The following is a 25,660-nucleotide window of genomic DNA, read 5'->3' on the forward strand; positions in this document are numbered from 1 at the left end:
CTTCAACATCAAAGAAACCAGACTGCTTCATATCGCCATTCCCTCAATCAACGCAGAAGAAATAGAATCATACAGAAGACCTCAAAACCAGGGGGTTTTTAGAACCCTCCAAATCGCATATTTCCATCAACCGGAAATTCCGGCTTATTCGGAAGTGGAGGGCGACAGATGCCGCCGCCAGCGATGGTGCGAGATTGAGAGAATTACTACTCTACCGCAGCAATACTGCGTCTGATGTCTGGGCCGGCACGGCCTATTGGTCAAGAGCCAATGCACCTTTCATGGAAAAGCAGGGCTTCGTCCCGAAAGTTCACCGTAAAAAGCCGCATTTCAAGCCGATGCCCCGTCATATCCAATGGGCCGATGCGGGCCACTCCACCATCCGATCCCGTGTAGAGCATGTTTTTGCCGATCGGAAGTCGCAGACCGGAGTGTCCGTCTGGACAGTAGGCATCACTCGCGCCAACCTGAGGGTCGGGCTGGCCAATATCGTCTACAACATGCGCGGCTTTCTGTTTCTGGAGGGGAGCAGCGCCGCCGCATAGCAAGTCAGCACTAAAAAGCTAACCACTCTGCACTGAATACAGAACGCAAGCCATCGTGCAAAAGCCGTCTATCAACTTCCACTCCGCCGGAAATCAGGCAATTGCGATGTCAGCAAATGGCTTTTTGAACCCTCCATGTGCCATGCCACAGATACGGCGAACGGATGCTGCCGCAATGTCCTAGGTCGCGATTGCAACATTAGTTGCCGCGATCAGACGATTACGTGTTTGTTCCTGTGTCTCTTTTCTGGTCGGTCGCATAAACCTGCACGCAATTTAACAGTGAGTCCAAATATGTATGTCAGGATCTCCGGACGATATCCTGGCCATGGGTGTCACCAGGATATCAGACCATTGTTCCCCGCTACGAAACCTGACCTTTATGTTCGTCTCCACCCCAGATTAGCGCGAAACTTTTCCAGCCAGTCTGTTATCTTGTGCAGGGCCTCACTCCCCTTTCCAAACAAGCCGGACAGATCGTTTCCAAAATCATCGCCATCTGCCTCTTCTTTCTTCGGTAGAGGTGGCAGGATATGAGAGAAATAGGTTTTATCAAGAAGGCGGTGCAACAACCGCTCACCAGGGAATGGTTCCCCATTATTGATCGCTCTGGCCGCTTTGAATATTGTCCGGATATCATACTGCGTCGGACTGATATCCGGAACCTGCTTTGGTAGTTTAAGCAACGTATAGACCGCGATACGCGCCGTACGGACCGAGCTTTCCATTGTGAAAATAATGTCGTTGCTGGTCTCTACGAACTGACCAAGCAGACCAAGGTTCGTGCAGCCCTCGGGAACGACATGCGGCCGGTCTCCAGCAGCGCGCGGCATGAACTGTGCTGTAATATAAGGCATCAAAGCCAGACGAACCTTCGTGTTTAGAGCAATGGCGTCCAGTTGCTCCACTATTCCGAGATGGTAGCAGAGTTCAGCCAGAATTTCCCGACCGGTACAGGCGGGCATCGGCTTCTTCACATAATTGCCTTCCTTGTCCATCAGAAGAGCATAGACCCAGATCACCAGCACATCATCAGGCTGGGTCGGAAAATGTGGCTGACGATTGCAGGTGAAACTGAGCACCCAGTTAGAGTCGGTAAAGGTGATGACACCGCCCGTTACGGTCTTGCCCGAATAGGGATCGTTGACCGAGAACTCCTTCAGTTTATCGACAAAAGGTGACGGCCGGCAGGTCAGTGTCCCGGACTCCCACATTGAGCCTTTGACATCACCATAGAACTTATCCGGCCGACCAAAGACAGGAGATTTCCGAGCCAGATTGCGCCACAGCGTCCAGTCGCTCTCTTCCCCGGGCTCATGGAGGCCACGTTCCAGAAGTGGCACCGTGTCCATGTCACCATAGGCCGTGCCTTCCGTCATGGAGCCGGTCAGGGCAAAAACCAGATCATTCGGATGAACAGGTATGGTGGTTTCCTGTCCATCGACCATGGCCCGCAGTCCGGTTACGGTCTTTTCGTCTCCGCGTATCTGAAGATCGACATCATGAACGCGCGTGTTGAACTGGATCTTCACGCCCTTGTCCTGCAACAGACGTGCCAGGGGGACGACGAAGCTGTCATACTGATTGTATTTCGGGAAAACGAGCGTCGACATGTCCGCCATCCCGTCGATCGCATCCAGGAAGCGATGCATGTACAGTTTCATTTCCAGCAGGCTCTGCCAGTTCTCGAAAGCGAACATCGATCGCCACAGGTACCAGAAATTCGTCTCAAAGAAGCTTTCGCTGAAATACGCCTCTATCGTGATGTTATCGAGGTCTTCCTTGCGTCTGAGCAAGAGGCGGATCAGTTCCCACTGATGCGATTTGCTGAGCCCCAGGGTCGCGAAATCACGAATTTTCCCCTGTTGGTGCATAAGGCGGGCTTTGGAATAATTGGGGTCATTATCGTTGACCTGCCGATATTCATCGAGAACACTAAAGCCCGCAGGGAGTTCAAGGGCTGGAACATCCTGGAACAGATCCCAGAAATTGTCGTAGTTCCAGTTCATCTCCCGGCCGCCGCGAACGATATAGCCCGCTTCGGCGTTACCCGCGCCGTCCAGTGACCCGCCGGCAATGTCCATCGTGTCGAGGATGGTGATGTCTTCACCTTTCATCCTGCCATCACGGATCATGTAGAATGCGGCGGCAAGCCCGGCAATGCCGCTGCCGATGATCCATGCCTTGCGGCCGTCCACCGCCTCAACCGGCACAGGGTGATTCCGCATATATGGCCCCATCATGTCCGGCGGTGGCAACGTGTCCTGCGGTCCCTTACGCCAATAGGTCGCGGTTGCATCGGCTTCGACAGTGAAGGCTTTGGTCAGGCTTTCTGAGCCTGAGGATACATTATCACTCATGACAATCCCTCTATTCTGGACCGATAGTCGGTGATCGCACTATCCGCACGGCTGGCGATATCATCTGATATTCATATATAAAATGGTATTTACTTTCCATGTGATTGTCCGGAATCCAATGAAAACAAGAAAAAAAATTCCGCTCGCATGACTACGGCGTGTCGTCAGTTAAACCATGAGTGTGGCACGTGGGGGTTGTACTTTGTGGTTGTGTGTGCTGACTGTTTTCCCGGTTTTTGGGGGGAGACAGACGGATGTGGCGCTATGGTTTACGCGATGACCACTAGGAGCGGATAAGGCTATCGCGCCGGGCTTCATCACGGCGTTGCAAGAGCGCTTTCATGTTCATCGGAGACTATCCAGGTGCGGGATCGCTCCGTTATGCCTATGAGCTGAACCTGCCGGGACTGCGAGCCCATCGCGTGAACGATTATCCTTACCTCGTGTTCTATCCCGAGTGTGAGGATCGCATTGATGTCTGGCGCGTGCTGCATGCGCACAACGATATTCTGCTCGGGATGAGCGATCCAAATGTAGAGGGCGTGTAGTCCTGTGAGCGGCCGTTCTCTCGACCGAACGGTAACGCTTCAGCAGAGGTAAGCCGATCATCTGTCTTGATTTAAGGTGTTAAACTTCTGATATTGCGTAATTATATTGCCGCCTGAAGTGAATGTGGGCATCGGTGCTTGCGTGCCCCCGCAACCATGAAATTCCATAAAGCCCCGCCAAGTCACTGACTTGGCGGGGTTTTATGTTTGCGTGGATGGCGGAGCACAGGGGATGCCGTGAGATTGGCCATTCGCCCGATCTGTTGAGATCCTGATTCCAGAGCTGGATCGCCTGACCTTGCCCCGAACATGCCCTCAGATTTAAGTTAGGGTCTGTGCGTTGCTATATGCCGTTTTGGCATGTTGAGCGAAAGCCTCTGGTGTCATGCCATTGAGGCTGGTGTGGGGCCTGACAGCGTTGTAGTCGGCCCGCCAGACGTCGATGACCGTCCGAGCGTGGGCAAGGTTGCGGAACAGGTGCTCGTTGAGGCATTCGTCGCGGAACCGGCCGTTGAAGCTCTCGACGAACCCGTTCTGCTGCGGCTTTCCCGGTGCGATATAGTGCCACAGCACCGACCGCTTTTCCTGCCAGGCCAGGATCGCGTTCGAGGTCATCTCGGTGCCGTTGTCGCTGACGATCATCATGGGAAAGCCTCGGCTTTCTGCGATCCGGTCCAGTTCGCGGTCAAGCCGTTCGCCCGACAGCGATGTGTCGGCGACCAGACCGAGGCATTCCCGGGTGTAGTCGTCGACCACCGTCAGCACCCGGAAGCGCCGTCCGCTGTTCAACGCGTCCGACACGAAGTCCAGGCTCCAGCGCTGGTTCGGCCCGTCGGGCAGCACCATTGGCGAGCGCGTGCCCAGCGCCCGTTTCCGACCGCCCCGCTTGCGGACCGACAGACCCTCCTCGCGATACAGTCGAAACAGCTTCTTGTGGTTCATGGCGATCCCTTCGCGGTCGAGCAGGATGTGCAGCCGCCGATACCCGAACCGGCGCCGCTCTCCCGCCAGTTCCCGCAGACGGGCACGCGCTGCCTTGTCGTCCGGGCGGCGCGACGCATAGCGCCACGTCTTCGGATCGATACCGACCAACCGGCACGCACGGCGTTGCGTGTAACCCTGCTCCGTAATCGCCCAGGTCGCAGCATTTCGCCGCAAGCCGGGCGTCACGAGTTTTTTGCCAGCAGGTCCTTCAGCGTCGAGACGTCCATCACGCTCTCGGCCAGGAGCCGCTTCAGCTTCGCGTTCTCGTCTTCCAGAGCCTTGAGCCGCCGCGCCTCCGATACTTCCATGCCGCCGTATTTCGACCGCCAAGTGTAGAACGTCGCATCGCTGATCCCGTGCTTGCGGCACAGATCGGCCGCCGACGCACCCGCCTGATGCTCTTTCAGGATTCCGATGATCTGGTCCTGCGTGAAACGTGATCTCTTCATTGTCTGTCTCCGGTTGGACAGACCTTACTCAAAAACGAGGGCATTTCACGGGGCAGGGTCACGCCTTATCAAGCTCACGATCAACACGGGGTAGTTCCGCGCGCATCGCAGCGAGATCCGCGCCTCGCTCCATTCTGACGCGGTTAACCTCCCGGGTGAATTCATCACAGAACTCCTTGAACAGGGCAGGGTCAAAAGCCGTCGGGCATGAGGCGCGGGCAAGGATGTGCCCGGCTTATATCGCCGGGCTGATCGGGCCGGGAGATCGCAAGAGCGTTTAGCCGATGGCCGCGCGCGCAGATGAGATCAACTACGATCGGCTGCACCATTTCATCGCGACCGGTATCTGGGACAGGGCCCTTGTCGAGGCAGCGCTGGTGAAGGCGGCGGATCGCCTGGTTGGCGACGAGGCGGGTTTCCTCGTGATCGACGATACGGCGCTGCCCAAGAAGGGCACCCATTCGGTCGGCGTGGCACCGCAATATGCCTCGTCGCTGGGCAAGACGGCCAACTGCCAGTCTCTGGTTTCGGTCACATTGGCGTCGCGCGAAGTGCCGGTGATGGTGGGTCTACGGCTCTTCCTGCCCGATGAATGGACCAGCGATCCGGAGCGCATGGCGCGGGCTCATGTGCCGGAAGATAAACGAACGTCCCTGACAAAACCGGAGATTGCGATCGAGGAGATCGATCGGGTCATCGCCTCAGGTGCCCGTTTCGGCTGCGTGCTGGCCGATGCCGGATACGGTTCCAGCGGCCCGTTCCGACAAGCGCTGAGCCAGCGCGGCCTGTCATGGGCGGTCGGCTTGTCCCGTCGGCAGAATTTCTATCCTGCCGACGTGGCGCTGGTTTTCCCCAACGCAAAGGTTGGCAAACGTCGTCAATATCATGTCCCGGATCAGTCGCCGGTCGCTGCCCAAGCATCTCTGGCCACGGAAAAATGACATAGGGTCAGCTGGCGCCGCGGCACCAAAGGCCGGTTGGCGTGCCGTTTCGCGGCGCGCCGCGTCCGGATCGCCGATGGACACAAGCACCGCATGCTCGACAATCGCGTGCAGTGCATGCCGGGCGATGAGGTCTGGCTCGTCAGCGAACGCCGGGCAAGCGGCGAGCAGAAATATTACGTGTCGAATCTACCGGCCGAAGCGAGCCTCAGGACGCTTGCCGCGGCGATCAAGGCCCGATGGATCTGCGAGCAGGCCCATCAGCAACTCAAGGAAGAACTGGGGCTCGACCATTTCGAGGGGCGGTCATGGAGCGGACTGCACCGCCACGCCTTGATGACCATGATCGCCTACGCGCTCCTCCAGTCCCGCCGCCTCAAGGCAGCGGGACGGAAAAAAAGAATCGGCGGCCCACCGCCCCAGCCGAGTATGCCCGCTGTCCGGCAAGCCATCCTGGACCTCCTGACGCGACCTCCCCCAAGCGGTGTCCCCACTGTGAAAAATCGCTCGCCGAGCCCACTACAGACGTTCTGCCAAAGTAGTGCTAGAATGCGCTTTCCAAGGTTGGCATCCTGAATGCCATAACCGGCGGAACTGGGGCGGTGAAAAGGCGGACTTCGACAAGGCACGTATGGGCAGCACAACCCTGTGATAGGCCCGATGCCGCCTGGTCGCGGGTCAAGACATTTGGGTTTCCGTGATTGTCGCGCAGACCGTCGGCATCGGACCATGCACCTGTTGAAAGACGGACAACGCCGGGCATGATGGCGGGGTCCGGGATAGCGGCGGCTAGGCAGGCGCCACGTCCATTGAACAGCTCAACAATATCGCCTGCGTTGATGTTACGGGCTACGGCGTCGCACGGGCTGATGTAAACTGGCTCTCGGCCATGGATCTTTGCGCGGCGGCTGAGGGATGCGTGGTCGAGCTGGCTATGCAGGCGTGTGGCGGGTTGATCGGAAATCAGATGCAGCGGGTATTGTGTGGTAAGGGGCGATCCCAGCCATTCCGTAGGTGCGAGCCAGGCAGGATGGCCAAGGCAATCCGGCAGGTCGAGTTCGGCCAGAGCTTCGCAATAGAGCTCAAGACGTCCGCTGCGCGTGGGCAGGGGGTTGGCCAGCGGATTGGCCCGGAACGCCTCGAAAAGCACTTTGGGCCGAGCATGAGCGCCCAGATCTAGCAAGCCCTGATCCCAGAACGTATCGAAATCTGGAGTGGTGACATTGCGCTTCGCCGCCCCGGTGCGAAAACCATCATACAGTGCGCGCAGCCATTCCATCTCCGTGCGCCCCTCCGTAAAGGCGGAGAGAAAGCCGAGCTTTTGTGCGATCCGGGCCAAAATTGCGTGATCGTCCAGAGCGTGGGCATGCGGGTCCGCCGCGCGTTGCATGGCGATCACCATGCCTTCCAGCGTTGCATAGCCGAGGTCGTTGCGTTCGAGCGTGGTTGTGGTGGGCAATACGATGTCGGCTGCACGCGCCATCGGCGTCCAGTATGGATCCTGAACGATGATCGTGTCCGGCCTGCGGAGCGCCTGACGGAGGCGATTCGTGTCCTGATGGTGGTGGAACGGATTGCCGCCAGCCCACCAGACGAGCCGGATGTCTGGATAGTGATGGGTTTTGCCTTCGTAGGTGAAGGCTGAACCTGGCGCCAGAAGCATGTCGGCGATGCGGGCGACCGGAATGAAGCGTACAACGGGGTTTTTGCCTTGATCGAGTGTCGGGCCCTTGAGGCGCATGTGTGGACTGCCGACGCTGTTCATCGCGCCGTATCCCAATGCAAAGCCGCCGCCCGGCAAGCCGATCTGCCCAAGACAAGCCGCGAGCGCCATGATCGTCCAGAATGGTTGCTCACCATGGGATGCGCGCTGGAGCGACCATGCGCAATTCAGCATCGTGCGCGTGGCCGCCATGTCGACGGCCAGAGCGCGGATGGTGGCGGACGGCACGCCCGTGATGCGTTCCGCCCAGGACGCGTCGCAGGGCGGCGTGCCTGTTGTGCCCCGAATGTATGCGAGGAATTGCTCGGCGCCGGTGCAATGAGATTCGAGAAAAGCGCGGTCGAGTGTCGCGGTTCGGTCCATCTCATGGATCAGCGCAAGCATGAGGGCAGTGTCGGTGTTGGGGCGGATCGGGATCCACGTGACGCCCGCCCCGGTATCGATATTGTCGGCGACGGGCGAAATGTTGATGAAGCGCACGCCGGCAGCCGCGGCCCGATGCAGGCCCTGCGGCACGCGATGCGTGCTGGCCCCGCCGGATGACACCTGCGCGCTTTTGGGAGATACGCCGCCGAACGTGACGAACAGACGTGTGTGGGCTGCGATCACATCCCACGACGTCGCCTCGTTCAGGATCGTATCAAGCGGGGCAGCCACATACGGCATGATGACGCGCCCGGCGCCGAGGCTATAGCTGTCGACGCTGCGGACATAGCCGCCGGACAGGTTGAGGAAACGATGAAGCTGGCTCTGCGCATGGTGAAACCGCCCGGCACTGGCCCATCCGTATGACCCGCCGAATACCGCTTCGTTGCCGTGGGTCGAGGTGATGCGGCGGTATTCATCCGCGACGATTTCGACTGCCTCGTCCCAGGGTACGGTCACGAAAGCGTCGGGCCCGGAATCCCCTCGACGGCCTCGGGTTTTTCTGTCCAGCCATGTCCGACGGATGGCTGGTCCCACGATGCGCAGCCGCATCACATCAGGACTGCGCTGATCCAGGCCAATCCGGTTCGGCGACGGATCAGCGGCGAATGGCGCAAGCGTTATGCCGTCTTTGCCACCTTGCTGAACTTCGTAAACTCCCCAATGGGCAGCGTTATATCTCCTGGACGTCATGATCTGTGACTTTCGTGCTGCCGGAGTCGTTGGAAGATGATGTGCCGAGTATGAGGAGCCCGGTTCCGCCACAGATCAGCAGGAGCGCCGTGCCGCAGAAAGGGAGCACGAAGCTTCCCGTCGCATCAAGGAGTCGCCCGGCTACGATGGGACAAATAATCCCCGCGATCATGCCGCATGTGTTGATCGCGGCATATGTGGTGGCCGATCCGGGCGCGCCCAAAAGCCGATCCGGGAGCGTCCAGAAAATCACATAGGCCGCATAGAGGCTGGCCAGCCCGCTAGTTGTGCATCCCAGAACCACGGCGATATTCGCAGTGTCGATCGCAAGCAACAGCAGGCAGGCGGCGCCGAGCGCGCAGGCTGCCAGACACAGCGTCACGCGATGCTCCGAAAAGCGATCGGCGAGGCGGCCGGCCACGATCATGGCGACCGCGGCGGCAGCGAACGGCAAGGACGAGAGCACGCCGACCATGCGGAGTGAGCCCACATGCGCCTCGGCGATGAGACGCGGCAGCCAGAAGCTGAAGATATCGTTGCCGCAGACAATTCCCAGAAAAGCGAACAGAAGCACGGCCCAGCGTCTCACCTGCGGACGGGCAGCGCCTGCGACCGGTGTCCCAGGCTTTGGTGGCTGCGCGATGTTTCCGAACGCGCTCTTCTGTGCGGATGAAAGCCACGACGCATCGGCCGGAGAGTTGGGAAGGAAGAACAGGATCCACGTGCCGATGAGCAGGGCCGGGAATGCCTCGATCACGAACATCCACCGCCAGCCTGCGACTCCGAACAGCCCATCGGCACGCGTCATGATGTCGCCCGATATCAGGCCGACCAGCACGCCCGACAGCGGGCCTGCGATCTGCTGGATCGAGATTGCCCGGCCAAGGCGCCTGTCCTGATACCACCGGCGAAGGAAATAAATGCATAGCGGGGAAAACCCGGCCTCGAATGCGCCGAGTAAAAAGCGCAGGCCAAACAGATGGGACTTCTGGGAGCACAGCGCCATCGCCATGCCCGCAAGCCCCCACAGGATCATGATGCGAGAGAAGGTCCTGGCGGCGCCGATACGTTCGAACAGCCACGCGCACGGGATCTGGAACAGGACATACCCGGTATAGAACAGGCCAATGGCCAGCCCGTAGTCTGTTTCCGTCAGTTGCAGCGTCTTGTCCATCCGCAGATGCGCAAACGAGATATTCGCCCGGTCGACACAGTTGACTACATACGCCAACGAGATGACGGCGAGGACGTTCCGATCGACGGCCCGATAGGCGGACTTCGTTACGGTATCGGTTTTCTCGTGGATCGACATGACTGTGGCAGGTTTCCGGCGGTGGATAGGTGCAGGCGAATGTTGCGGAGCGCCTGCGATAGATATATCATATATCAACTCGTCGATGCAGCTATGCCAAATATCGCGCATCGGGCGTGCCGCCAATCAGAAAAATGGACGATGTTCGCTATGAAGCTTGCTGATTTTGACCGGGTTCCCCTCGGGTTTCTGCCGACGCCTGTCGAGGCGATGGAGCGGCTTGGCGCCGAGCTCGGGATCGGTCTCCGGATCAAGCGCGATGACTATACGGGCTTCGGTGTCGGCGGAAACAAGATTCGCAAAATGGAATATCTGATGGCCGATGCGCGGTCGCAGGGTGCCAATGTGCTTATCACAACGGGCGGCCATCAATCCAACCATGCTCGGACGGTCGCGGCGGCGGCAGCAAAATTCGGGATGCGCTCGGTCCTGGTGCTGCGCGGCGATCGGCCCGACACGTATCAGGGCAATCTGTTGCTAGACCGTATTTTTGGCGCGGAACTCGAATTTCTGGATCCCGATGCCTATTTCGACCTGATCGAGGAACGGATGGAGGCACATGCCGAAGCCGCGCGCCAGAACGGAGAAGTGCCGTTCATCATTCCGCTAGGCGGCGCGAACGCCACCGGCGCGCTCGGCTATGTGCGTGCGGTTGAGGAAATGCGGGCGCAGTATGAGGCAAGCGGCGCGCGCGCGCCGGACGTTGTCCTTCTGCCATGCGGTTCAGGCGGCACGTTTGCGGGCCTTCTGGTCGGCTGCAAGATGTTCTGGCCGCAGACGCGTGTGATCGGCATCAGCGTTTCGCGCGATGCTGCCTGGTTCCAGGGTGTCGTCTCGAAGATCGCCAACGAGTGCGCGAACCTTCTAGGCGAGACGTTCATCTGGCAGCCGGAAGACGTATCGGTTGCCGATCGTTTCGTCGGTACGCGTTATGGCGTGCCGAGCGATGACGGCAATAGCGCCATCCTGCGTGTGGGCCGCACCGAAGGCCTGCTGCTCGACCCGGTCTATACCGGCAAGGCGATGGCCGGCCTGTTCGGCTTGGTGGAGGACGGCACGATCGCCCAAGGGTCTGAGGTGACATTCATTCATTGCGGTGGCTCTCCGGCGCTCTATCCGTTCGCCGAAACGCTGGTTGACGCCTGAGCCCATGACGATGCCAGACCTTGTGTCACCCCAAGCGGCCATGAGGTTGGGAGCTGTGCAGTTCCTCGACGCAACATGGGCGCCGCCCTCGACCGGCCGCGATGTGAGCGCCGAGTTTGCGGCCCGCAGACTTCCGGGAGCCGTGCGGTTTGATATCGATCGGATCGCGGCTCCGGCGGTTCCAGGCGGCCCGGGGCGGATGCGGCCGGCGCTCGATGCGTTCGTGCCGCTTGTGGAGAAGGCGGGGATAGATCCGGCGCTGCCACTCGTCGTTTATGACCGCAACGGGCTCTATAGCGCGGCGCGAGTCTGGTGGTTGTTGCGGTCCTTCAGGGTTGCGCGGGTGGCTGTGCTCGATGGCGGCATGCCGACATGGGAGCGCGCCGAGGGCGCCATGGAAACCGGATTGCCTCCGCCTGTCCAGCCGACGGACTGGCGGGCGGTCGTCCTGAGCGACGATGCGGCTGCGACCTGCACGTGGCAGGACGTGTTGCAGGTGGTGGAGCATGGCGGCGCGCAGATCGTGGATGTGCGGCCGCCCGGGTTTTTCCGTGGCGATGTGACGGGCGTCTATACCGGCGTGCGTGCGGGACATATTCCGGGTGCTACAAACATTCCCTATGCGGAACTGATGGATGCGGACGGGTGCCTTCGAGCGCCGGATGTTCTTGCGGCCATCGTGGCCGGGAAGGGGATCGATCCGCATGCGCCGGTTATCGTTAGCTGCGGGTCGGGCGTGACGGCGTGCATTCTGGCGCTGGTGTTTGCGATCTGTGGCTGGCCGCGCCCAAGGATCTATGATGGATCATGGGAGGAATGGGGTGCGCGGCCGGACCTGCCGCTCGCCTGACATCGCGTCTCTCAGGATGCGTTGCCCGAGATTGCGTCTTTCAGAACGCACCGCCAGCGATCGCGTCCTTCAGGACGCGCGCGGCCAGGGCTATGTCGAAAATGTTTAGCCCGAAGCTCGAGAAATATAGGCTGTCCTGCGGCGGTGCCTGCCACGCATTGCTCACGGCATCGGTCAGATCGGCATCGAGGCACGCGCGCGGAAATCCGCCTGCGCGATAAAGCCGGAATAGGCTCTTGCCGCTGCGCTCGGCAAAGGATCCCCATCGATCGCCGGTGATGTGATCGAACTGCGTGATGGCATCGAATTCGACTTCATGGTGCCCGGCCTGAACGAAGGTGAGGCCGGGGCGCACGTGCCGCTGCATGATGAACGGCTCGACAGAACTCGTGCAGCAGAACACCGTGTCGGCAGCGCCGATCGCATCGTCCAGCGAAGTCGCGACATGCAGACGCGGATCATCGGCATGAGTGGCGCGCAGGGTCTGCGCCTGAGCCGGGTCGCGCGACCAGACCGCGAGGGTCTGCAACCCGGGGAGGGCCACGCTGGCCATGTCGACATGCGCGTGCGCATTGGCGCCGCCCCCGATCACGAGCGCATGGCGCACGCCTGCGGGCCGAAATGCACCGACGGCGACACCCGACACGGCCGCCGTCCGCGCATGTGTCAGCCCGTCGCTCTCGACTGCGCCCAGCAGCGCGCCGCTGCGACGGTCGTTCACAAGCGTCATGGAAACAGATGCGCCCTCTTCCGTCGGGCGAATCTGCCGATGCGCCGTCCATTTGACGCCCGCTGCCTGATAGTCGCCGCCAACCCAGGCGGGCAGCGCATAGGCGCGGGCATGGGGGCCAGCCTCTGGTGCGAGAGGCACGGAATTTTCAGCGTCCATGCCGGCATCACCTGCGGCAAACAGGGCGGTCGTGCGCCGAACATCGTCGATGGCGCGGAGAATGTCGTGGCCGCCAAGGGCGCTGACGGTGTTTGCGGACAGGACAATCATGATGCGCGGACAGCAAGCAAAGCGCGCGCGGTCCGGTCGATCCAGACGGACAGCGAGGTCATGAAGCGCGCAAGCCCTTCCAGCGTCACGAACTCATTGGCGGCATGGGCATGGCCGCCATGCCCTAGGCCGCCGAGCAGAAAGATGTCCGTCACGTCCTGGAACAGGCCACAAGGCATCGCGCCGACCGTCCAGGGCCAGATCTGGGGCGCAATCCCGAAATCCTCATATGTCTGCGTCAGGGCGATCACGGCAGGATGGTCGCTTCGGAAGGTCGCCCCGGCATAGCCGCTATCATGCGTCAGCGTGATGTCCGGGCCGAAATCCGCGATTTTCTGCCGGATGTCGGCCACCATCGCCTCAGGATCGCGGTTCGGCGGGCATCGCAGATCCCATGCCACCTGCGCGGACGGCGGAATGACGCCGCTGTCGGCGGTCCTGTCGGTGACAATCGACGAGATGTTGAGGTTGGCGGACATCAGCAATGCGGTGACGCGATCCTCGGTCGTGCCGTCGATCGCGTAGCGTTCCGATTTTCGGATTTGCAGTTCGCGTTGCGGGTCGAACTGATCGGCCAGTGTGCTGATCAGGTCGCACGTCTGTTGTGTGGGCGCGGTGCGCCCGAGCGCACCGGTGCTGTCGGGTGCGAGTGTCGCAAGCAGATGCACCAGACGCCATGCTGGGTTGGCGATCCATGGGCTGTTGGACGAGTGAATCGGGGCGGTGGGCCCGCCAGACGGCCCGCCGCGTGCCACGATCGTTCCGCGCGCGATCCCCTTGGAGCCGAGGAAGATCCGGGGTGGCGCGCCGCCATATTCGCAAAACGATGGAAAGAACGCGGCACCGGCGCGTGCAACGGTGCCGTTGCGCAGATACGTGCGCAGATCGGCGCTGCCGGTTTCTTCCTGCCCGTCGAGGATGATCTCGATGTTGGCCGGAAGGGCGTCGCGTTGCACGAGGTCGCGCAGCATCGCCAGCATCCCGGCGAGCGGGCCCTTGTTGTTCTCGGCACCCCGTCCGACGAAACTGGTGCCGATCCCCGGCAGGTCCACGATGCCGCCCACGAACGGATCGAGCACCCAGCCTTCGGCGCTGGCCGGCATGACGTCATACATGTTGTAGAGCAGCAGCGTGACCGGAAGGCCGCGATCGATCCGCGCGTGGATCAGATCTCGGGTCTCGCCCGGCTCGATAATCGCAGCGCCAAGTTCGTCGCGCAGGAAGGCCGTCAGCGCGCGGGCCATCTGGCGGCGCCCTGCCGTATCGTCGGCGGTGGAGCGCAGCGTCGTCCAGTCATGAAGCAGCGACAGCGTCTGATCCACGAGTGGCCGTGTGGCCTGCGCGATGGCGCTCATCGTCGGTCTCCCTGTGTCCGGGACTGCATATCGCACCGGGTCGATATGATCCAAAAATAAACTTGTTGATTGATGATATATGATATATCGAATTTGAAACCAGATTTAAAGTCGAGGGTGGAAAGTCGATGTCCTACCTGATTGGATGCGATGTCGGGGGGACATTCACGGATGTCTGTCTGGCGGATAGCCGCATGGGCCGCGTGGTCTATGTCAAGATTCCAACGACCGTGGGCGCGCAGGCGGAAGCGGTTCTGGCGGCCAGCGCGCAGGCCAGGGCCGAGGCGGGGGTGCCTGCTGACGCGCTGCAACGCTTCGCCCACGGCACGACGGTTGCGACTAATGCGATCCTCGAGCGCAAGGGCGGCGTCACGGCGCTGCTGGTGACGAAGGGGTTCCGCGATATCCTTGCGATCGCGCGCCAGACGCGGCCGTCGCTCTATGACGCACATCTGCGGCGCCCGGACCCGCTGGTATCGCGGCATCTCGTGTTCGAGGTGGCAGAGCGGATGGATGCGGGCGGCCAGGTGGTTCAGGCGCCCGATCCGGCAGAGATGGCGGCAATTGCCGAAAGTCTGCTCCAGGGGGCGGTCGATGCGGTCGCGATCTGCCTGCTGCACAGCTATGCCAATGCCGCGCATGAACATGCGGTTGCCGAAGCACTGGGGGCATTGCTGCCCGGGCTTTCCATCTCGTGCTCGGCCGACATCTCGCCCGAGCCGGGTGAATTCGAGCGCGCATCGACCGCCGTCATGAACGCCTATCTCACGCCGCCGCTGGAGCGCTATCTGGCGGCGCTCAGCGCTGGTCTGGACGAGGCGTTCGTGCAGGCACCGGTCGTGATCATGCAGTCGGGCGGCGGTGTCATGCCGATTGCAGCCGCCTACCGGGAAAAGGCAGTCCATACCTGCCTGTCCGGACCGGCAAGCGGCATGATGGGCGCGGCCTGGACGGCACGGCAGGCCGGATATCTCAACGTCGTGACGATGGACATGGGCGGCACGAGCTTCGATGTCGGCCTGATCGAAGGCGGCGACGTGATCCGCCGCCACGACAGCGCATTGCAGGGCTTTCCCATCAACGTGCCGATGTTCGACATCGTGACGCTGGGTGCCGGAGGCGGCAGTATCGCTACAATCGATGCAGGCGGCCTTCTGGTCGTCGGGCCTGAGAGTGCAGGCGCGCGTCCCGGTCCGTGTGCCTATGGCAAGGGCGGCACGCGTCCGACGGTGACCGATGCTAATGTCGTGCTGGGGCGTCTGCGCGCCAACCGCCAGATTTCGGGCGGCATCACGCTCGACCGCGACAAGGCGGTGGCGGCGATCAACGCGCATATCGCGCAGCCTCTGGGCATTTCGGTGGAAGAGGCGGCGTCGGGTATTCTTGCGGTCGTGAACGCAAGCATGAGTCGCGGCATGCGCCGGATGACGATCGAGCGCGGATTCGATCCCGAAACATTCGTCGGCATGGCGTTCGGCGGTGCGGGTCCGGCGCATGCGGCCGATCTGTGTCGCGATCTGGGAATGCGCACCGTCATCGTGCCGCCGGCGCCGGGCATGCTTTGTGCGCTGGGGGTTTTGCTGTCTCCGTGGACGCATAGTCAGGCGAGTGTCGTGTCGGTTGTCGTGCGTTCGGGCCATCATGCCGATAGCGCGGCGCTGGATGTGGCGGTCGGGCAGGCGCGCGAGGCCATTGCGGCCCGCGCTGCGATCGATGGTGTCGATCCGGCGCAGGTCACGACGACCATGGAGCTCGAGATGCGCTATCGCGGGCAGGGGCATGATCTCGGCGTGACATATGTCGCAGGCAGCAGCGATGCGGTCGGCGATGCGGTGGCGGCGTTCCACGCGCTGCATGCCCAACGCTTCGGCTACCAGCGACCCGAGGAAGCAGTCGAAATCCGCATGCTGCGCGCCATCGGCCACGCACCTTCGCCCGATTTCGTCTCGCCCATGCTGGGTAGAGCGGCGGAAGGCGAGGGCGATGCCGTCATGACGACGACGCCGCTTTGGGTTGCGGGCGCATTCCGTGAGGCGCCGGTGCTTGATCGGACGAAAATGGCGCCGGGTCGACGCTGGCACGGTCCGTTGCTGATCGAGCAGGCGGATTCGACCGTCTATGTCGGGGATGATGCCGTCATGGTGGACGCACAGGGCAATCTAGTTATCGAGTTGTCGCAGCAATGATCGCAATCCAGCAGAACAAGGCCATCCTTGCGGAAATTCTGCGCCATGGCCTTCAGGCCGTAGCCGAGCAGATGGGTGCCGCCCTCGTGCGGACGGCCTATTCCGTCAACATCCGCTCACGTCGGGATTTTTCCTGCGCCGTCTTCGATGCGCGGGGACGCCTGATCGCACAGGCCGAGCATATCCCCGTCCATCTCGGGCTGTTCGGCGGGTTGATCGAGCGGTGCCGGGCGCGATCGGGCGATCTGCCGGTGGGTGCCATGTGGATTGTCAACGATCCGTGGATTTCCGGCTCACATCTGCCGGACGTCACGATCGTGGCGCCCGTGGATGTGGACGGCGCGCGCATCGGCTATGTCGCGAACATGGCGCATCACGTCGATGTAGGCGGGGCCGCACCCGGGTCGCTGTCGCTCGGCACGCACGAGATCGCGCAGGAGGGGCTGCGGATGCCGCCGCTCCTGCTGCTGCGTGACGGTGCGATCGACCCCACGATCGTGGCGCTGGTTGCAGGTGCAAGCCGCCTTCCTGACATGGTTTCGGGCGATCTTCTGGCGCAGGTCGCGGCGAACTGGACCGGCGTGCAGCGCCTTACCAGCCTATATGGCCGCATCGGGACAGGCGCGTTCGAGGGCGCGGTCGAGACGCTGCTGGCAGCGACGGCCGAGCGGCTGAGGCGGCGTCTCGCCTCGCTCGAGGAGCGGTCTGCGACCTGTTCGGAAATTTTGGAATGGGACACGGACGGGCAGGAGCGTGATCTGGTGATCAGAGTGACGCTGGCGATCCGCGACGGCGTCATTCATGCGGATTTCTCGGGCACGTCGCCGCAGATCGCGGGGCCTGTGAATGCGACATGGCTGATCACGACCAGCTGCCTACTGTATGTCGCCAAGACGTATCTGGACCCGGATCTGCCGTCGAACCAGGGGCTCGCGGATGTCATTGCGCTCGACAGCGACGAGGCGAGTCTGGTCAATGCGCGGGAGCCTGCGGCGGTGGCGTTGTGCACGTCGATCACAAGCCAGCGCACATGCGACGTGCTGATCGCGGCGTTCAATCAGCTGATGCCGGAGCAGGCGATGGCCGCGTCCTCGGGCAGTATGAACGCGCTGGTGGTTGGGGGATATGACCCCGTCCGCAACTGCAATTTCTCGTATGTCGAGACGCATGGCGGAGGCCAGGGCGCGCTGTCCGATGCGGATGGTGCCGACGCCACCCACACGCACATGACCAACACCGCCAATTCGCCGATCGAGCAGATGGAGCGCGAATATCCGTTCCTTGTGCGTCGCTATGGGCTTGTGGAGCGCAGCGGCGGCGCGGGCCGTCATCGCGGCGGCCATGGTCTGGTGCGCGAAATCGAGCTTCTGGCCGACTGCGTCGTTACGGTTCACATGGATCGGACGCGGCACCGGCCGTGGGGGATCGCGGGCGGACAGGCTGCGGGCCGGTCTTCCCTGACGGTCACGCTTGACGGAACCAGCCGCAAACTTCCCGGCAAGACGACATGTTTCGTGCAGCGCGGCAGTGTGCTGACATTCAGCACGGCAGGCGGCGGCGGTTATGGCGCGCTGTCGGACCGTCCGGCAGAGATGCAGCAACACGACGAACGGTGCGGACTGGTGGCGCGCAGCGCATGAGCGGCACCGACGGCGCCGCGTATGATGCGGCGTTTCAGGGCGGCTTGCCGGAGCGCGTTGATTGCGTCGTCGTGGGTGGCGGCATTGTCGGCGTGTTTGCGGCCCTGGATCTGGCACGTGCGGGGCGCTCTGTCCTGCTGTGCGAGAAGGGCGGGATCGGGCTTGAACAATCCGGGCGAAACTGGGGCTGGTGCCGCACGATGGGCCGTGCGGCGGCGGAAATCCCCTTGAGCCGCGAGGCCCTCGACCGGTGGCGGACGCTTGAACCCGATGCCGGCGTGGACGTGGGCTTCCGGCAGTGTGGCACGCTGTATCTTGCCAAGAGTGCGGCTGATCTGCGGCGTTACGGTCGGTGGATCGAAACCGCTGCGACACGCGGCCATCACGACACCACGCTGCTCGACGCGCGTGAGGTCGAGACGTTTCTGCCGCCGGGTTCGGCACCCTGGGCCGGGGGCATGCATACGTCATCGGACGGCCGGGCCGAGCCGGGACGCGCAGCACCCGTCGTGGCAGGGCTTGCGGTCCGCGCGGGCGCCATGATCCGCACGGGATGCGCCGTGCGCGGGGTCGAAACGCATGGCGGCCGGGTGCAGGCTGTCGTCACCGAGCATGGCCGCGTTGCCTGCGGCCAGGTTCTGGTGGCCGGGGGTGTGTGGTCGCGCCTGCTGCTGCAGGGGATCGGGCTGTCGCTGCCGCAGCTTGGCGTCATTTCGACGGCGGCGCGCACGGCACCGACGGCCGCTGGGGCCGACATTCCCGATTGCGCGGTGGGTGGCCCGGATTTCGCATATCGCAGGCGCGATGATGGTGGATACACGATCGCCCGGCGCGGCGTTGCCCGCCACGACCTGTCGCGCGGCAGCCTCGCGCTCGGGCCGCGCTTCATGAAGTCCTGGCTGGGTGGAAGCGACAAGATCCGCTTTCGCCCGGACTGGAGCGGGCAGACATCGACCCTGATCGGATCGAAGAGCGTGCTCGGCGAGCGTTCCGTATTCGAGCAGTGCCGCACGCTCGATCCCGCACCGGAGCACGATGTGATGCGCCAGGGCTTGCGGCGTCTGGTCAGAAATATATCGTCGTTCGAGGGTGTGCGGATCGCGCAGACGTGGGCCGGGATGATCGACGTGCTGCCCGATGCGGTTCCGGTCATCGATCGCAGCCGAATGATCGAGGGTTTGTATATCGCAACCGGGTTTTCCGGGCACGGTTTCGGTATCGCGCCTGCTGCGGGAAACTTGATATGTCATATAATGTGCGGACAGGCGCCTACGGTCGATCCCGCGCCGTTCGCCGCCGCAAGGCACGGAACGCATTAGATGAATGATAGTGCAATGGTGGTTTGTTTGAGGAACCCGTGGCGATGAGCAGGTTGGCGGCGATGAAAATTCCGCGTGCCCAGAAAGTCGGGCTTGCTCAATATACGGAAGATTGTCTGAAGCGGGAGCTTCTGGAGGGAAGGCTGCGTCCATCGGACCGTCTGGTCACGCGGGAACTGGCGGAGTTGCTGGGAACCAGCATCACGCCGGTTCGAGAAGCCCTGCTGCGGCTTGCGGCCATCGGTGTGCTGGAAGCGCTGCCGGCGCAGTCCTTTATGGTCCCATTCTTGAGCAGCGCGCGTTATCAGGAGCTTTCGGACATTCGCAAGGCCGTCGAGCCGCTGGCGGCATCCCGTGCGATGCACAACATGACCGCCAAGCGCCTGAATGAATTGCGTGCGATCCAGGAATCGTTTCAGGAGGCCAAGCGGCGCGGGCAGGTGGCGCAGGCGCTGGCGTTCAACCACAGCTTCCGCTTCGCGCTTTATGCGACGGCAGAAATGCCGGACTTGCTCGAGGTCATAGAGAATCTCTGGCTGAAAATTGGGCCGACCCTCAATTTCCTGTTTCCGCAAGGCGATCTGAGCAGCACAGACAGCCATAATTACGACCGTCTGATTGCAGTCTTCGAGACCGGTGACGAGGCAGCCGTACGAGAGATCGTCAGCAACTCCATCGAGGAGGGGACGCGGATTATCGTCACCAATCTCGAGAAGGCGGCGGCATTGGCCGAGCCGGCGACGGCGTGATCCTGCGTGCGAATGTGATGGTGATCTATGCTGCCCGTTGAAAATCGTGTGGTTATGCTTAGTGGTGCGTCCGGCGGCGTCGGGCGCGGCATCCTGTACTGCCTGCTGGCGAACGGCTGGCGCGTCTCGGCGGGACTGCGCGACATCGGTGGATTGGACGATCTGGAAGCGCGCCCTGACCAGTTGCTGTGTGTACCCTATGATGCAGCATTGCCGGATGCGGGACAGCAGTGGGTTGCAGCGACGATTGCGCGGTTTGGTGCGATCGATGCCGTCATCAATGTCGCAGGGGTGTTGCTGCCGTCGCGGCTCGAGGACGAGGATGAAACCGCGCTGGACCAGAGCTGGGCGATCAACTTCAAGGCGCCGCTGCGGGTTGTGCGCGCGGCCTTTCCTGCGTTGCGCAGGGCAGGGCACGGGCGGGTAATCAATGTCTCGTCGTTATCGGGCAAGCGGGTTGCGAACACGAATATCGCCTATGCTGCCAGCAAGTTCGCGGTGACGGCGATGACGCATGTTATTCGTCGCGAAGGATGGGACGACGGCATTCGGGCAACAGCGATCTGCCCCGGTTTTGTCAACACGCCGATGGTCGCAGGCCATGTGGCCGTGGCGCCTGAGGACATGACGCAGCCGGAAGATCTGGCCGCGTTGACCGAGCTGACCTTGCGGATGCCGAACACCGCGATCGTTGCGGAAATCCTCGTTAATTGCCGGCTCGAGGCCTCGCTGTAGGGCAGCATCGGGCGCTGCGATCGAGACAAACGACGTAAAATATGGCGCACTCGTTGTTATATCGGAACATTCCGGTTGGCGACCACAAAATGGCTTGACGCCTCCAAAACACTCAAAATATATCATATATTAGCTTATGCGGTTTATCTCTCACGTCTCGGCTTGAGTGGTTCGCGACGGCGCAACGATCGCTTGATGGCTGGCCGCCGTGGACAGCAAGTTACCGCGATCAGACGCGATATATGATATTTCATTGTGTGGCCTATATCTCGTCGAAGACCTTAATTCTGTGGCCCGGAACTAATACTTCCGTTTTGTTGTGGGACTTGTGTGATGCGTCAGATTTTCAAAGGAGACCGATCCTCGATGCGCATAAATGCTGCGTCGCGAGCATGGTTTTTCATGAGTGTTGCGATGTTGGCAGTACCTGTCTGCGCGCAAGCCGCACCAACGAGCACTGACAAGACGCCCGCGCATAAGAGGCCCGCAAGGCAAGCAGCGCCCGCGCTCCAGACCCGTCCCCAGGCGCCGGCCCAGCCTCAGGCGCAGCCCACGTCGGCCCCTGAAATGGTGGAAGTCCGTTCGACCGGCATCGTCAGCACCGGCGCGCGCTCGGCCGCGAAGCCCATGCAGATGTCCAATTCGCCCTTGAGCGACATCGCGATGGTCAGCCATTTCAACAACGAGGAAATCCGCCGCACGCCTGTCCACGTAACAGCCGATCTGCTGCGTTCAGTTCCGGGTTTTCAGGTTGACGACTATCAGGACGGCGGCATCGCGCAGGGAATCGGCGCGCGTGGTTGGTCGAGCGAGTCCGACGGCAACTATATCGCGACGTTCATCGACGGCTCGATCCGCAACGTATATTCCGGCATCCTCAACGGCTATAATGACCTCAACCCGCTGATCCCCGAATTGCTGGGGGGCATGACCGTTATTTCCGGGCCGTTCGATGCGCGTTATGGCGGCAATTATGCGAGTGCTGGCAGCATCATCATCACGACCCGCGATTATGTGAGGCCGGGCATCTCGGTGACGGGCGGCTCGTTCGGTCGGGCGCGGGCGCTCGTGACGCTGGGACGCCGCCTGAATTCCCATGCCTCGATCTATACGGCGGTGGAGGGGCTTTTCGACTCCGGCTATCGCCGCAACAGCGTGACGCGTCGGATCAACAGCTTCACGAAGTTCGTCGATCGGTTCAACGAGCGTGACACGCTGCGCGTGACGGCGCAGGCGTATATCACCGGCTATGGCCAGCCCTATTCGATCCCGCTGTCCTATATCCAGTCCGGGCGGATGTCGGAGCGCGACCCGCGATCCTATATCGATCGCGGCGCCAATGACCAATACACGCTGAATGGCCAATTCGAGCATGTTTCCGGAAACTTCACGCTCGATGCAAACGTGTTCGTCAACAAGACCTGGCTGACGCGCTCCACGACGACGGGCCTGCCCGGCACGACGAACGTGCAGCATCTGTATCTCGACGATCGCTATACCGTCGGCGCGACGGTCGATCCCTATTGGAAGTTCCGACTGCCCAACGGTGGTTCATGGGATTTCAAGGTCGGGGCCGGAACGCATGTCGATTTCGCGCGCAATTTCCATCAGTTGGGCGAGAACAACGTTGCCTATACTGCGGCAGTGCCGGGATATTACGGCAGTTTCCTGAACATGAACCGCTTCACGGAAATCGCGAACGGCGCCTATGCCTCGACCTCGATCAGCCCGCTGCGCTGGATCAAGATGACGGGAGGCATGCGCTATGACGACTTCATGTATTCGGTCAACGATACACGCTATGGAACGGGCGGGATCTCCCATCCTCGGGTCGCGACCCACACGGGCGCACCGTCGATCAAGGCAGCGCTTGCCATCAATCCAGTACCTTTCTGGACGGGGTTCCTGAACTACGGACAAAGCATCACCTCGCCTGACGCCAATACCGATATTCCGGTCAATTCGACCTTGCAGCCGTCGAAGCTCGGCAGTGAGGAAGCCGGTATGCGCTTCGACTACAAGCCGTTGAATGCCCATATCCAGGGCAGCGCCTATGTCACGATCGATTCCAACGAAATCGGCTTCAATCAAGCGACCCTGACGCAGGCCAATCTTGGAAAGTCGCATCGCAGCGGCTACGATGCGGACGGCGCCATCACGCTGATCAAGAGCAAACATGCGATCATCGATCTTCAGGCGAACTACAATTGGGTGCGCGCACGCCTCGTCAGCACACAGACCAGCTTCATTCCAAACGTCGCGGACTGGATGGCCGGATATGGGGTGCACGCCACGTTCCCTATCACCGACCAGAAGGCAATCGACCTCAACGTCACGCATCAGTTCATCGGTCCACAACCGCTCAATTCGGCACGGACCTACACCGCGCCGCAATATCAGCGCATCGCGACCCGCGTTTCCTACACCGATGCGCGCCTGTCGAACATGCGCATCTGGCTGTCGGGCATCGTGTTCCCCGGCAATCGGTTTGCGGAAGACGAGTGGATTTCAGGCTCGACGATCTACACCGCACCGCAGCCGCGCCTGACACTCGAGGGCGGGTTCTCGTTCGGGCTGTAACGCTCGGCGAAACTTCTGGAATCGCTGTCAGAATTCCCCTTTTGGCGTTTTTGTGATGCGCTGCCTTTCTGTTCTGATAGAGGACGCGATGGCGGCGGCGATCGACATAATGCGGACGGAGTTTGATGCGGCGTGTCGCCACATGCTGGCACTGGCGCTGGTCTATGGAGAGCGTCGCGGGGCGATGCGGCCCGTTGGGTTGGGATGGATCGCCAGGCGCTACGGGACCGGGTCCGTCACTACAACAAGGGGGGGTGGCCGGGCAGTGCAATCGCACTTGGAGCCCTATAGCCGAGTTGTCCGTCCGCAAAAATGGAGAGATCGAAGAACCGTTGATTGATGCGTCTGGCTCCTGATTTCAGAGTTTTGGCGTGCTGATTGATGGCTCCTGGGGTGGCTTTCGCTCTGCGTTTTGAGCAGATCGGGAACGATCATCCGCTGGACTGCTACGCGTGGGCGTTAATCCTCTCGAGGAAGAGAAGGCGGCGCATATTATAGACGATATTGGCCAGCCCGATCCTCATGGTTGCACGAGTGATACCCACTGTCCGGATGAACAGTCCGGTCTGTGACTTCTGATCAGCAAAGACATGCTCGACACGTGACCGGATAACGGACTTTCCGGCGTTGGATTTCTGGATGTGCCGAGGCATAGGCTTGAGATGCGGCTTTTTCCTGTGGACCTTCGAGACAAAGCCCTGCTTCTCCATGAAGTCTTCGTTGGCTTTTGAGCGATAGGCTGTGTCTGCCCAGACTATTGAGGCCGTATTGGTTTTATCCAGCAAGCCCTCTCTCAATCGCGCACCATCACTGGCGGCGGCATCGGTTGTTTTCCATTTCCGGATCAACCGAAATTTTCGGTCGATGGAGACATGGGATTTGTAGCCAAAGAATGGGATGGCAAGATCTGTTGCGGGGATCGTCCCATCCTCCTGCCGCTTTGCTTTCGTGAACTTCAGCGTCCACCGCGCATGCCTGTCCTTGTGGGACAGCTTTGACGGCTTGTCCTGCCAGTCCTGTGGGATCCGCCCTTCACGCAGATCCGCTTTCTCAGCATTTGTGTTGCGCTGCCTGGGAGCCGCGACCAGCGTTGCATCCAGGATCTGCCCTGACATCGGGAGATAACCAGCGTTCCGCAGGGTTGCATCAAAGCGATTGAACAGACCATCGACCGCACCCGCCTGTGTCAGACGCTCACGGAACAGCCAGACCGTTTTGGCATCGGGCACGCGATCTGACAGCCCCAGACCGAGGAAACGCATGAAAGACAGGCGGTCATTGATCAGATATTCCGTCCGTTCATCGGACAGATTATTCAGCGTCTGGATCACCAGGATTTTGAACATCAGCACCGGATCAAACGGCGGACGGCCGCCTTTGCTCCCGTCCGCATAGGCCAGAGCCTTCTCCAGGTCAGGACGGAATACTTCAAAATCCACAGTCCGGGAAAACGCTTCGAGCTGGTCACCAAGCCCACTCAGACGAGCCAGGCGATCTTCAACATCAAAAAAACCGGGCTGCATCATCATCCATCCCTCATCGTAAGATGAACGATGGAATCACACACAGGGCCTCATAACCAGAGAGTTTTTCGAACCCTCCACGTCCTGCCCGCAGATCAGCTCTCTCACCGTTGGTATTGCGTTGCTTTGGAGCTGCCACCGGCGTGGCATCAAGGATCTGACCGGACATCGGAAGGTAGCCTGCGTCGCGCAGGATCGCGTCAAAACGATCAAACAGTCTTTCAATCGCACTGGCCCGTGTCAGACGCTCACGAAACAGCCAGACCGCTTTGGCATCGGGCACCCGATCCGACAATCCCAGCCTGAAAAAACGCATGAAGGACAGGTGGTCATTGATCAGATACTCCGTCCGTTCATCGGAGAGACTATTCAGCGCCTGGATCACCAGGATCCTGAACATCAGAACCGGATCAAAAGGCGGGCGTCCGCCTTCTCCCATCTGAATACGCCAGAGCTTTTCCCAGATCAGGGCGGAAAGCTTCAAAACCTACAGTCCGGGCAAACGCTTCGAGTTGATCACCAAGACCGCTCAGCCGAGCAAGCCGCTCCTTCAACATCAAAGAAACCAGACTGCTTCATCATCCACCCTTCATCAC

General features: G+C 61.1%; 16 protein-coding genes and 3 pseudogenes. 11 read left to right on the top strand and 8 right to left on the bottom strand.

Going from position 1 to position 25,660, the window contains the following annotated elements; translation table 11 throughout:
• Window positions 1–110 precede the first annotated feature (110 nt).
• Window positions 111–545 (top strand): annotated as a pseudogene (locus GOB85_RS14810) (IS5/IS1182 family transposase); the annotation flags it as partial.
• 380 nt (window positions 546–925) lie between these two features.
• On the opposite strand, the gene GOB85_RS14815 reads toward GOB85_RS14810, so the two are convergent.
• Window positions 926–2,905 (bottom strand): oleate hydratase, encoded by a 1,980-nt coding sequence (locus tag GOB85_RS14815; RefSeq protein WP_173578261.1) that lies wholly within the window; start codon window positions 2,903–2,905, stop codon window positions 926–928.
• Between the two features lie 341 nt (window positions 2,906–3,246).
• Here GOB85_RS14815 and GOB85_RS14820 point away from each other — a divergent pair, with 341 nt between their 5' ends.
• Complete coding sequence (locus GOB85_RS14820) at window positions 3,247–3,453, top strand: type II toxin-antitoxin system RelE/ParE family toxin (RefSeq protein ID WP_173578262.1); 207 nt, start codon at window positions 3,247–3,249, stop codon at window positions 3,451–3,453.
• A gap of 321 nt (window positions 3,454–3,774) precedes the next feature.
• Here GOB85_RS14820 and GOB85_RS14825 read toward each other — a convergent pair.
• Window positions 3,775–4,886 (bottom strand): IS3 family transposase gene (locus GOB85_RS14825; RefSeq protein WP_173578263.1). Its coding sequence is split into 2 segments (ribosomal slippage): window positions 3,775–4,634 and window positions 4,634–4,886, totalling 1,113 coding nucleotides; the frame shifts between segments, so codons are not numbered across the junction.
• 155 nt (window positions 4,887–5,041) lie between these two features.
• On the opposite strand from GOB85_RS14825, the pseudogene GOB85_RS14830 reads away from it, so the two are divergent.
• Window positions 5,042–6,369: pseudogene (locus GOB85_RS14830) on the top strand (IS701 family transposase).
• Between the two features lie 2 nt (window positions 6,370–6,371).
• Here GOB85_RS14830 and GOB85_RS14835 read toward each other — a convergent pair.
• Both GOB85_RS14835 and GOB85_RS14840 read right to left on the bottom strand, forming a co-directional pair.
• The gene (locus GOB85_RS14835; protein WP_173578264.1) at window positions 6,372–8,669 is read right to left on the bottom strand and encodes a molybdopterin-dependent oxidoreductase; all 2,298 of its coding nucleotides are present in this window, start codon (window positions 8,667–8,669) and stop codon (window positions 6,372–6,374) included.
• Entirely contained in the window at window positions 8,650–9,981 is a 1,332-nt protein-coding gene (locus GOB85_RS14840) for an MFS transporter (protein WP_173578265.1), read from the bottom strand. Before GOB85_RS14840 ends, GOB85_RS14835 begins: the two co-directional genes overlap by 20 nt.
• A gap of 150 nt (window positions 9,982–10,131) precedes the next feature.
• Here GOB85_RS14840 and GOB85_RS14845 point away from each other — a divergent pair, with 150 nt between their 5' ends.
• Together GOB85_RS14845 and GOB85_RS14850 are read left to right on the top strand one after the other, a co-directional pair.
• Window positions 10,132–11,127 (top strand): 1-aminocyclopropane-1-carboxylate deaminase/D-cysteine desulfhydrase, encoded by a 996-nt coding sequence (locus GOB85_RS14845; protein ID WP_173578266.1) that lies wholly within the window; start codon window positions 10,132–10,134, stop codon window positions 11,125–11,127.
• 4 nt (window positions 11,128–11,131) lie between these two features.
• On the top strand, window positions 11,132–11,977 hold the full coding sequence (locus GOB85_RS14850; protein ID WP_173578267.1) for a sulfurtransferase: 846 nt from the start codon (window positions 11,132–11,134) through the stop codon (window positions 11,975–11,977).
• Between the two features lie 40 nt (window positions 11,978–12,017).
• Here GOB85_RS14850 and GOB85_RS14855 read toward each other — a convergent pair whose 3' ends face one another.
• Both GOB85_RS14855 and GOB85_RS14860 read right to left on the bottom strand, forming a co-directional pair.
• A complete protein-coding gene (locus tag GOB85_RS14855) occupies window positions 12,018–12,977 on the bottom strand; it encodes a hypothetical protein (protein ID WP_077805642.1) in 960 nt (319 codons plus the stop codon).
• Window positions 12,974–14,332 (bottom strand): M20/M25/M40 family metallo-hydrolase, encoded by a 1,359-nt coding sequence (locus GOB85_RS14860; protein WP_173578268.1) that lies wholly within the window; start codon window positions 14,330–14,332, stop codon window positions 12,974–12,976. The genes GOB85_RS14855 and GOB85_RS14860 overlap by 4 nt, the downstream gene beginning before the upstream one ends.
• Before the next feature lie 128 nt (window positions 14,333–14,460).
• Between GOB85_RS14860 and GOB85_RS14865 the strand changes: the two genes are divergently transcribed.
• From GOB85_RS14865 to GOB85_RS14890, 6 genes are all read left to right on the top strand, one after another.
• Window positions 14,461–16,518 (top strand): hydantoinase/oxoprolinase family protein, encoded by a 2,058-nt coding sequence (locus tag GOB85_RS14865; RefSeq protein ID WP_173578269.1) that lies wholly within the window; start codon window positions 14,461–14,463, stop codon window positions 16,516–16,518.
• Window positions 16,515–18,158, top strand: a complete 1,644-nt coding sequence (locus GOB85_RS14870; protein WP_077805645.1) for a hydantoinase B/oxoprolinase family protein — start codon at window positions 16,515–16,517, stop codon at window positions 18,156–18,158. Before GOB85_RS14865 ends, GOB85_RS14870 begins: the two co-directional genes overlap by 4 nt.
• On the top strand, window positions 18,131–19,477 hold the full coding sequence (locus GOB85_RS14875; RefSeq protein WP_173578270.1) for an FAD-dependent oxidoreductase: 1,347 nt from the start codon (window positions 18,131–18,133) through the stop codon (window positions 19,475–19,477). Before GOB85_RS14870 ends, GOB85_RS14875 begins: the two co-directional genes overlap by 28 nt.
• A 44-nt stretch (window positions 19,478–19,521) precedes the next feature.
• Window positions 19,522–20,226: an FCD domain-containing protein gene (locus tag GOB85_RS14880; RefSeq protein WP_173578271.1), complete on the top strand. Its 705-nt coding sequence runs from the start codon at window positions 19,522–19,524 to the stop codon at window positions 20,224–20,226.
• 27 nt (window positions 20,227–20,253) lie between these two features.
• A complete protein-coding gene (locus GOB85_RS14885; protein WP_173578272.1) occupies window positions 20,254–20,961 on the top strand; it encodes an SDR family NAD(P)-dependent oxidoreductase in 708 nt (235 codons plus the stop codon).
• A gap of 366 nt (window positions 20,962–21,327) precedes the next feature.
• Window positions 21,328–23,541: a TonB-dependent receptor gene (locus tag GOB85_RS14890; RefSeq protein WP_173578273.1), complete on the top strand. Its 2,214-nt coding sequence runs from the start codon at window positions 21,328–21,330 to the stop codon at window positions 23,539–23,541.
• 446 nt (window positions 23,542–23,987) lie between these two features.
• Here GOB85_RS14890 and GOB85_RS14895 read toward each other — a convergent pair whose 3' ends face one another.
• Window positions 23,988–25,070, bottom strand: a complete 1,083-nt coding sequence (locus tag GOB85_RS14895) for an IS5 family transposase (RefSeq protein ID WP_173578274.1) — start codon at window positions 25,068–25,070, stop codon at window positions 23,988–23,990.
• Window positions 25,071–25,143: 73 nt separating this feature from the next.
• Window positions 25,144–25,646 (bottom strand): annotated as a pseudogene (locus tag GOB85_RS14900) (transposase); the annotation flags it as partial.
• Between the last annotated feature and the right edge of the window lie 14 nt (window positions 25,647–25,660).

Source organism: Acetobacter fallax (assembly GCF_011516735.1).
Lineage (GTDB): Bacteria > Pseudomonadota > Alphaproteobacteria > Acetobacterales > Acetobacteraceae > Acetobacter > Acetobacter fallax.

Bases quoted from the DNA above. Each gene is read 5' to 3' on its own strand.
- GOB85_RS14815 (WP_173578261.1), bottom strand. From the start codon at position 2,905: ATGAGTGATAATGTATCCTCAGGCTCAGAAAGCCTGACCAAAGCCTTC.
- GOB85_RS14820 (WP_173578262.1), top strand. From the start codon at position 3,247: ATGTTCATCGGAGACTATCCAGGTGCGGGATCGCTCCGTTATGCCTAT.
- GOB85_RS14835 (WP_173578264.1), bottom strand. From the start codon at position 8,669: ATGACGTCCAGGAGATATAACGCTGCCCATTGGGGAGTTTACGAAGTT.
- GOB85_RS14840 (WP_173578265.1), bottom strand. From the start codon at position 9,981: ATGTCGATCCACGAGAAAACCGATACCGTAACGAAGTCCGCCTATCGG.
- GOB85_RS14845 (WP_173578266.1), top strand. From the start codon at position 10,132: ATGAAGCTTGCTGATTTTGACCGGGTTCCCCTCGGGTTTCTGCCGACG.
- GOB85_RS14850 (WP_173578267.1), top strand. From the start codon at position 11,132: ATGACGATGCCAGACCTTGTGTCACCCCAAGCGGCCATGAGGTTGGGA.
- GOB85_RS14855 (WP_077805642.1), bottom strand. From the start codon at position 12,977: ATGATTGTCCTGTCCGCAAACACCGTCAGCGCCCTTGGCGGCCACGAC.
- GOB85_RS14860 (WP_173578268.1), bottom strand. From the start codon at position 14,332: ATGAGCGCCATCGCGCAGGCCACACGGCCACTCGTGGATCAGACGCTG.
- GOB85_RS14865 (WP_173578269.1), top strand. From the start codon at position 14,461: ATGTCCTACCTGATTGGATGCGATGTCGGGGGGACATTCACGGATGTC.
- GOB85_RS14870 (WP_077805645.1), top strand. From the start codon at position 16,515: ATGATCGCAATCCAGCAGAACAAGGCCATCCTTGCGGAAATTCTGCGC.
- GOB85_RS14880 (WP_173578271.1), top strand. From the start codon at position 19,522: ATGAGCAGGTTGGCGGCGATGAAAATTCCGCGTGCCCAGAAAGTCGGG.
- GOB85_RS14885 (WP_173578272.1), top strand. From the start codon at position 20,254: ATGCTGCCCGTTGAAAATCGTGTGGTTATGCTTAGTGGTGCGTCCGGC.
- GOB85_RS14890 (WP_173578273.1), top strand. From the start codon at position 21,328: ATGCGCATAAATGCTGCGTCGCGAGCATGGTTTTTCATGAGTGTTGCG.
- GOB85_RS14895 (WP_173578274.1), bottom strand. From the start codon at position 25,070: ATGATGATGCAGCCCGGTTTTTTTGATGTTGAAGATCGCCTGGCTCGT.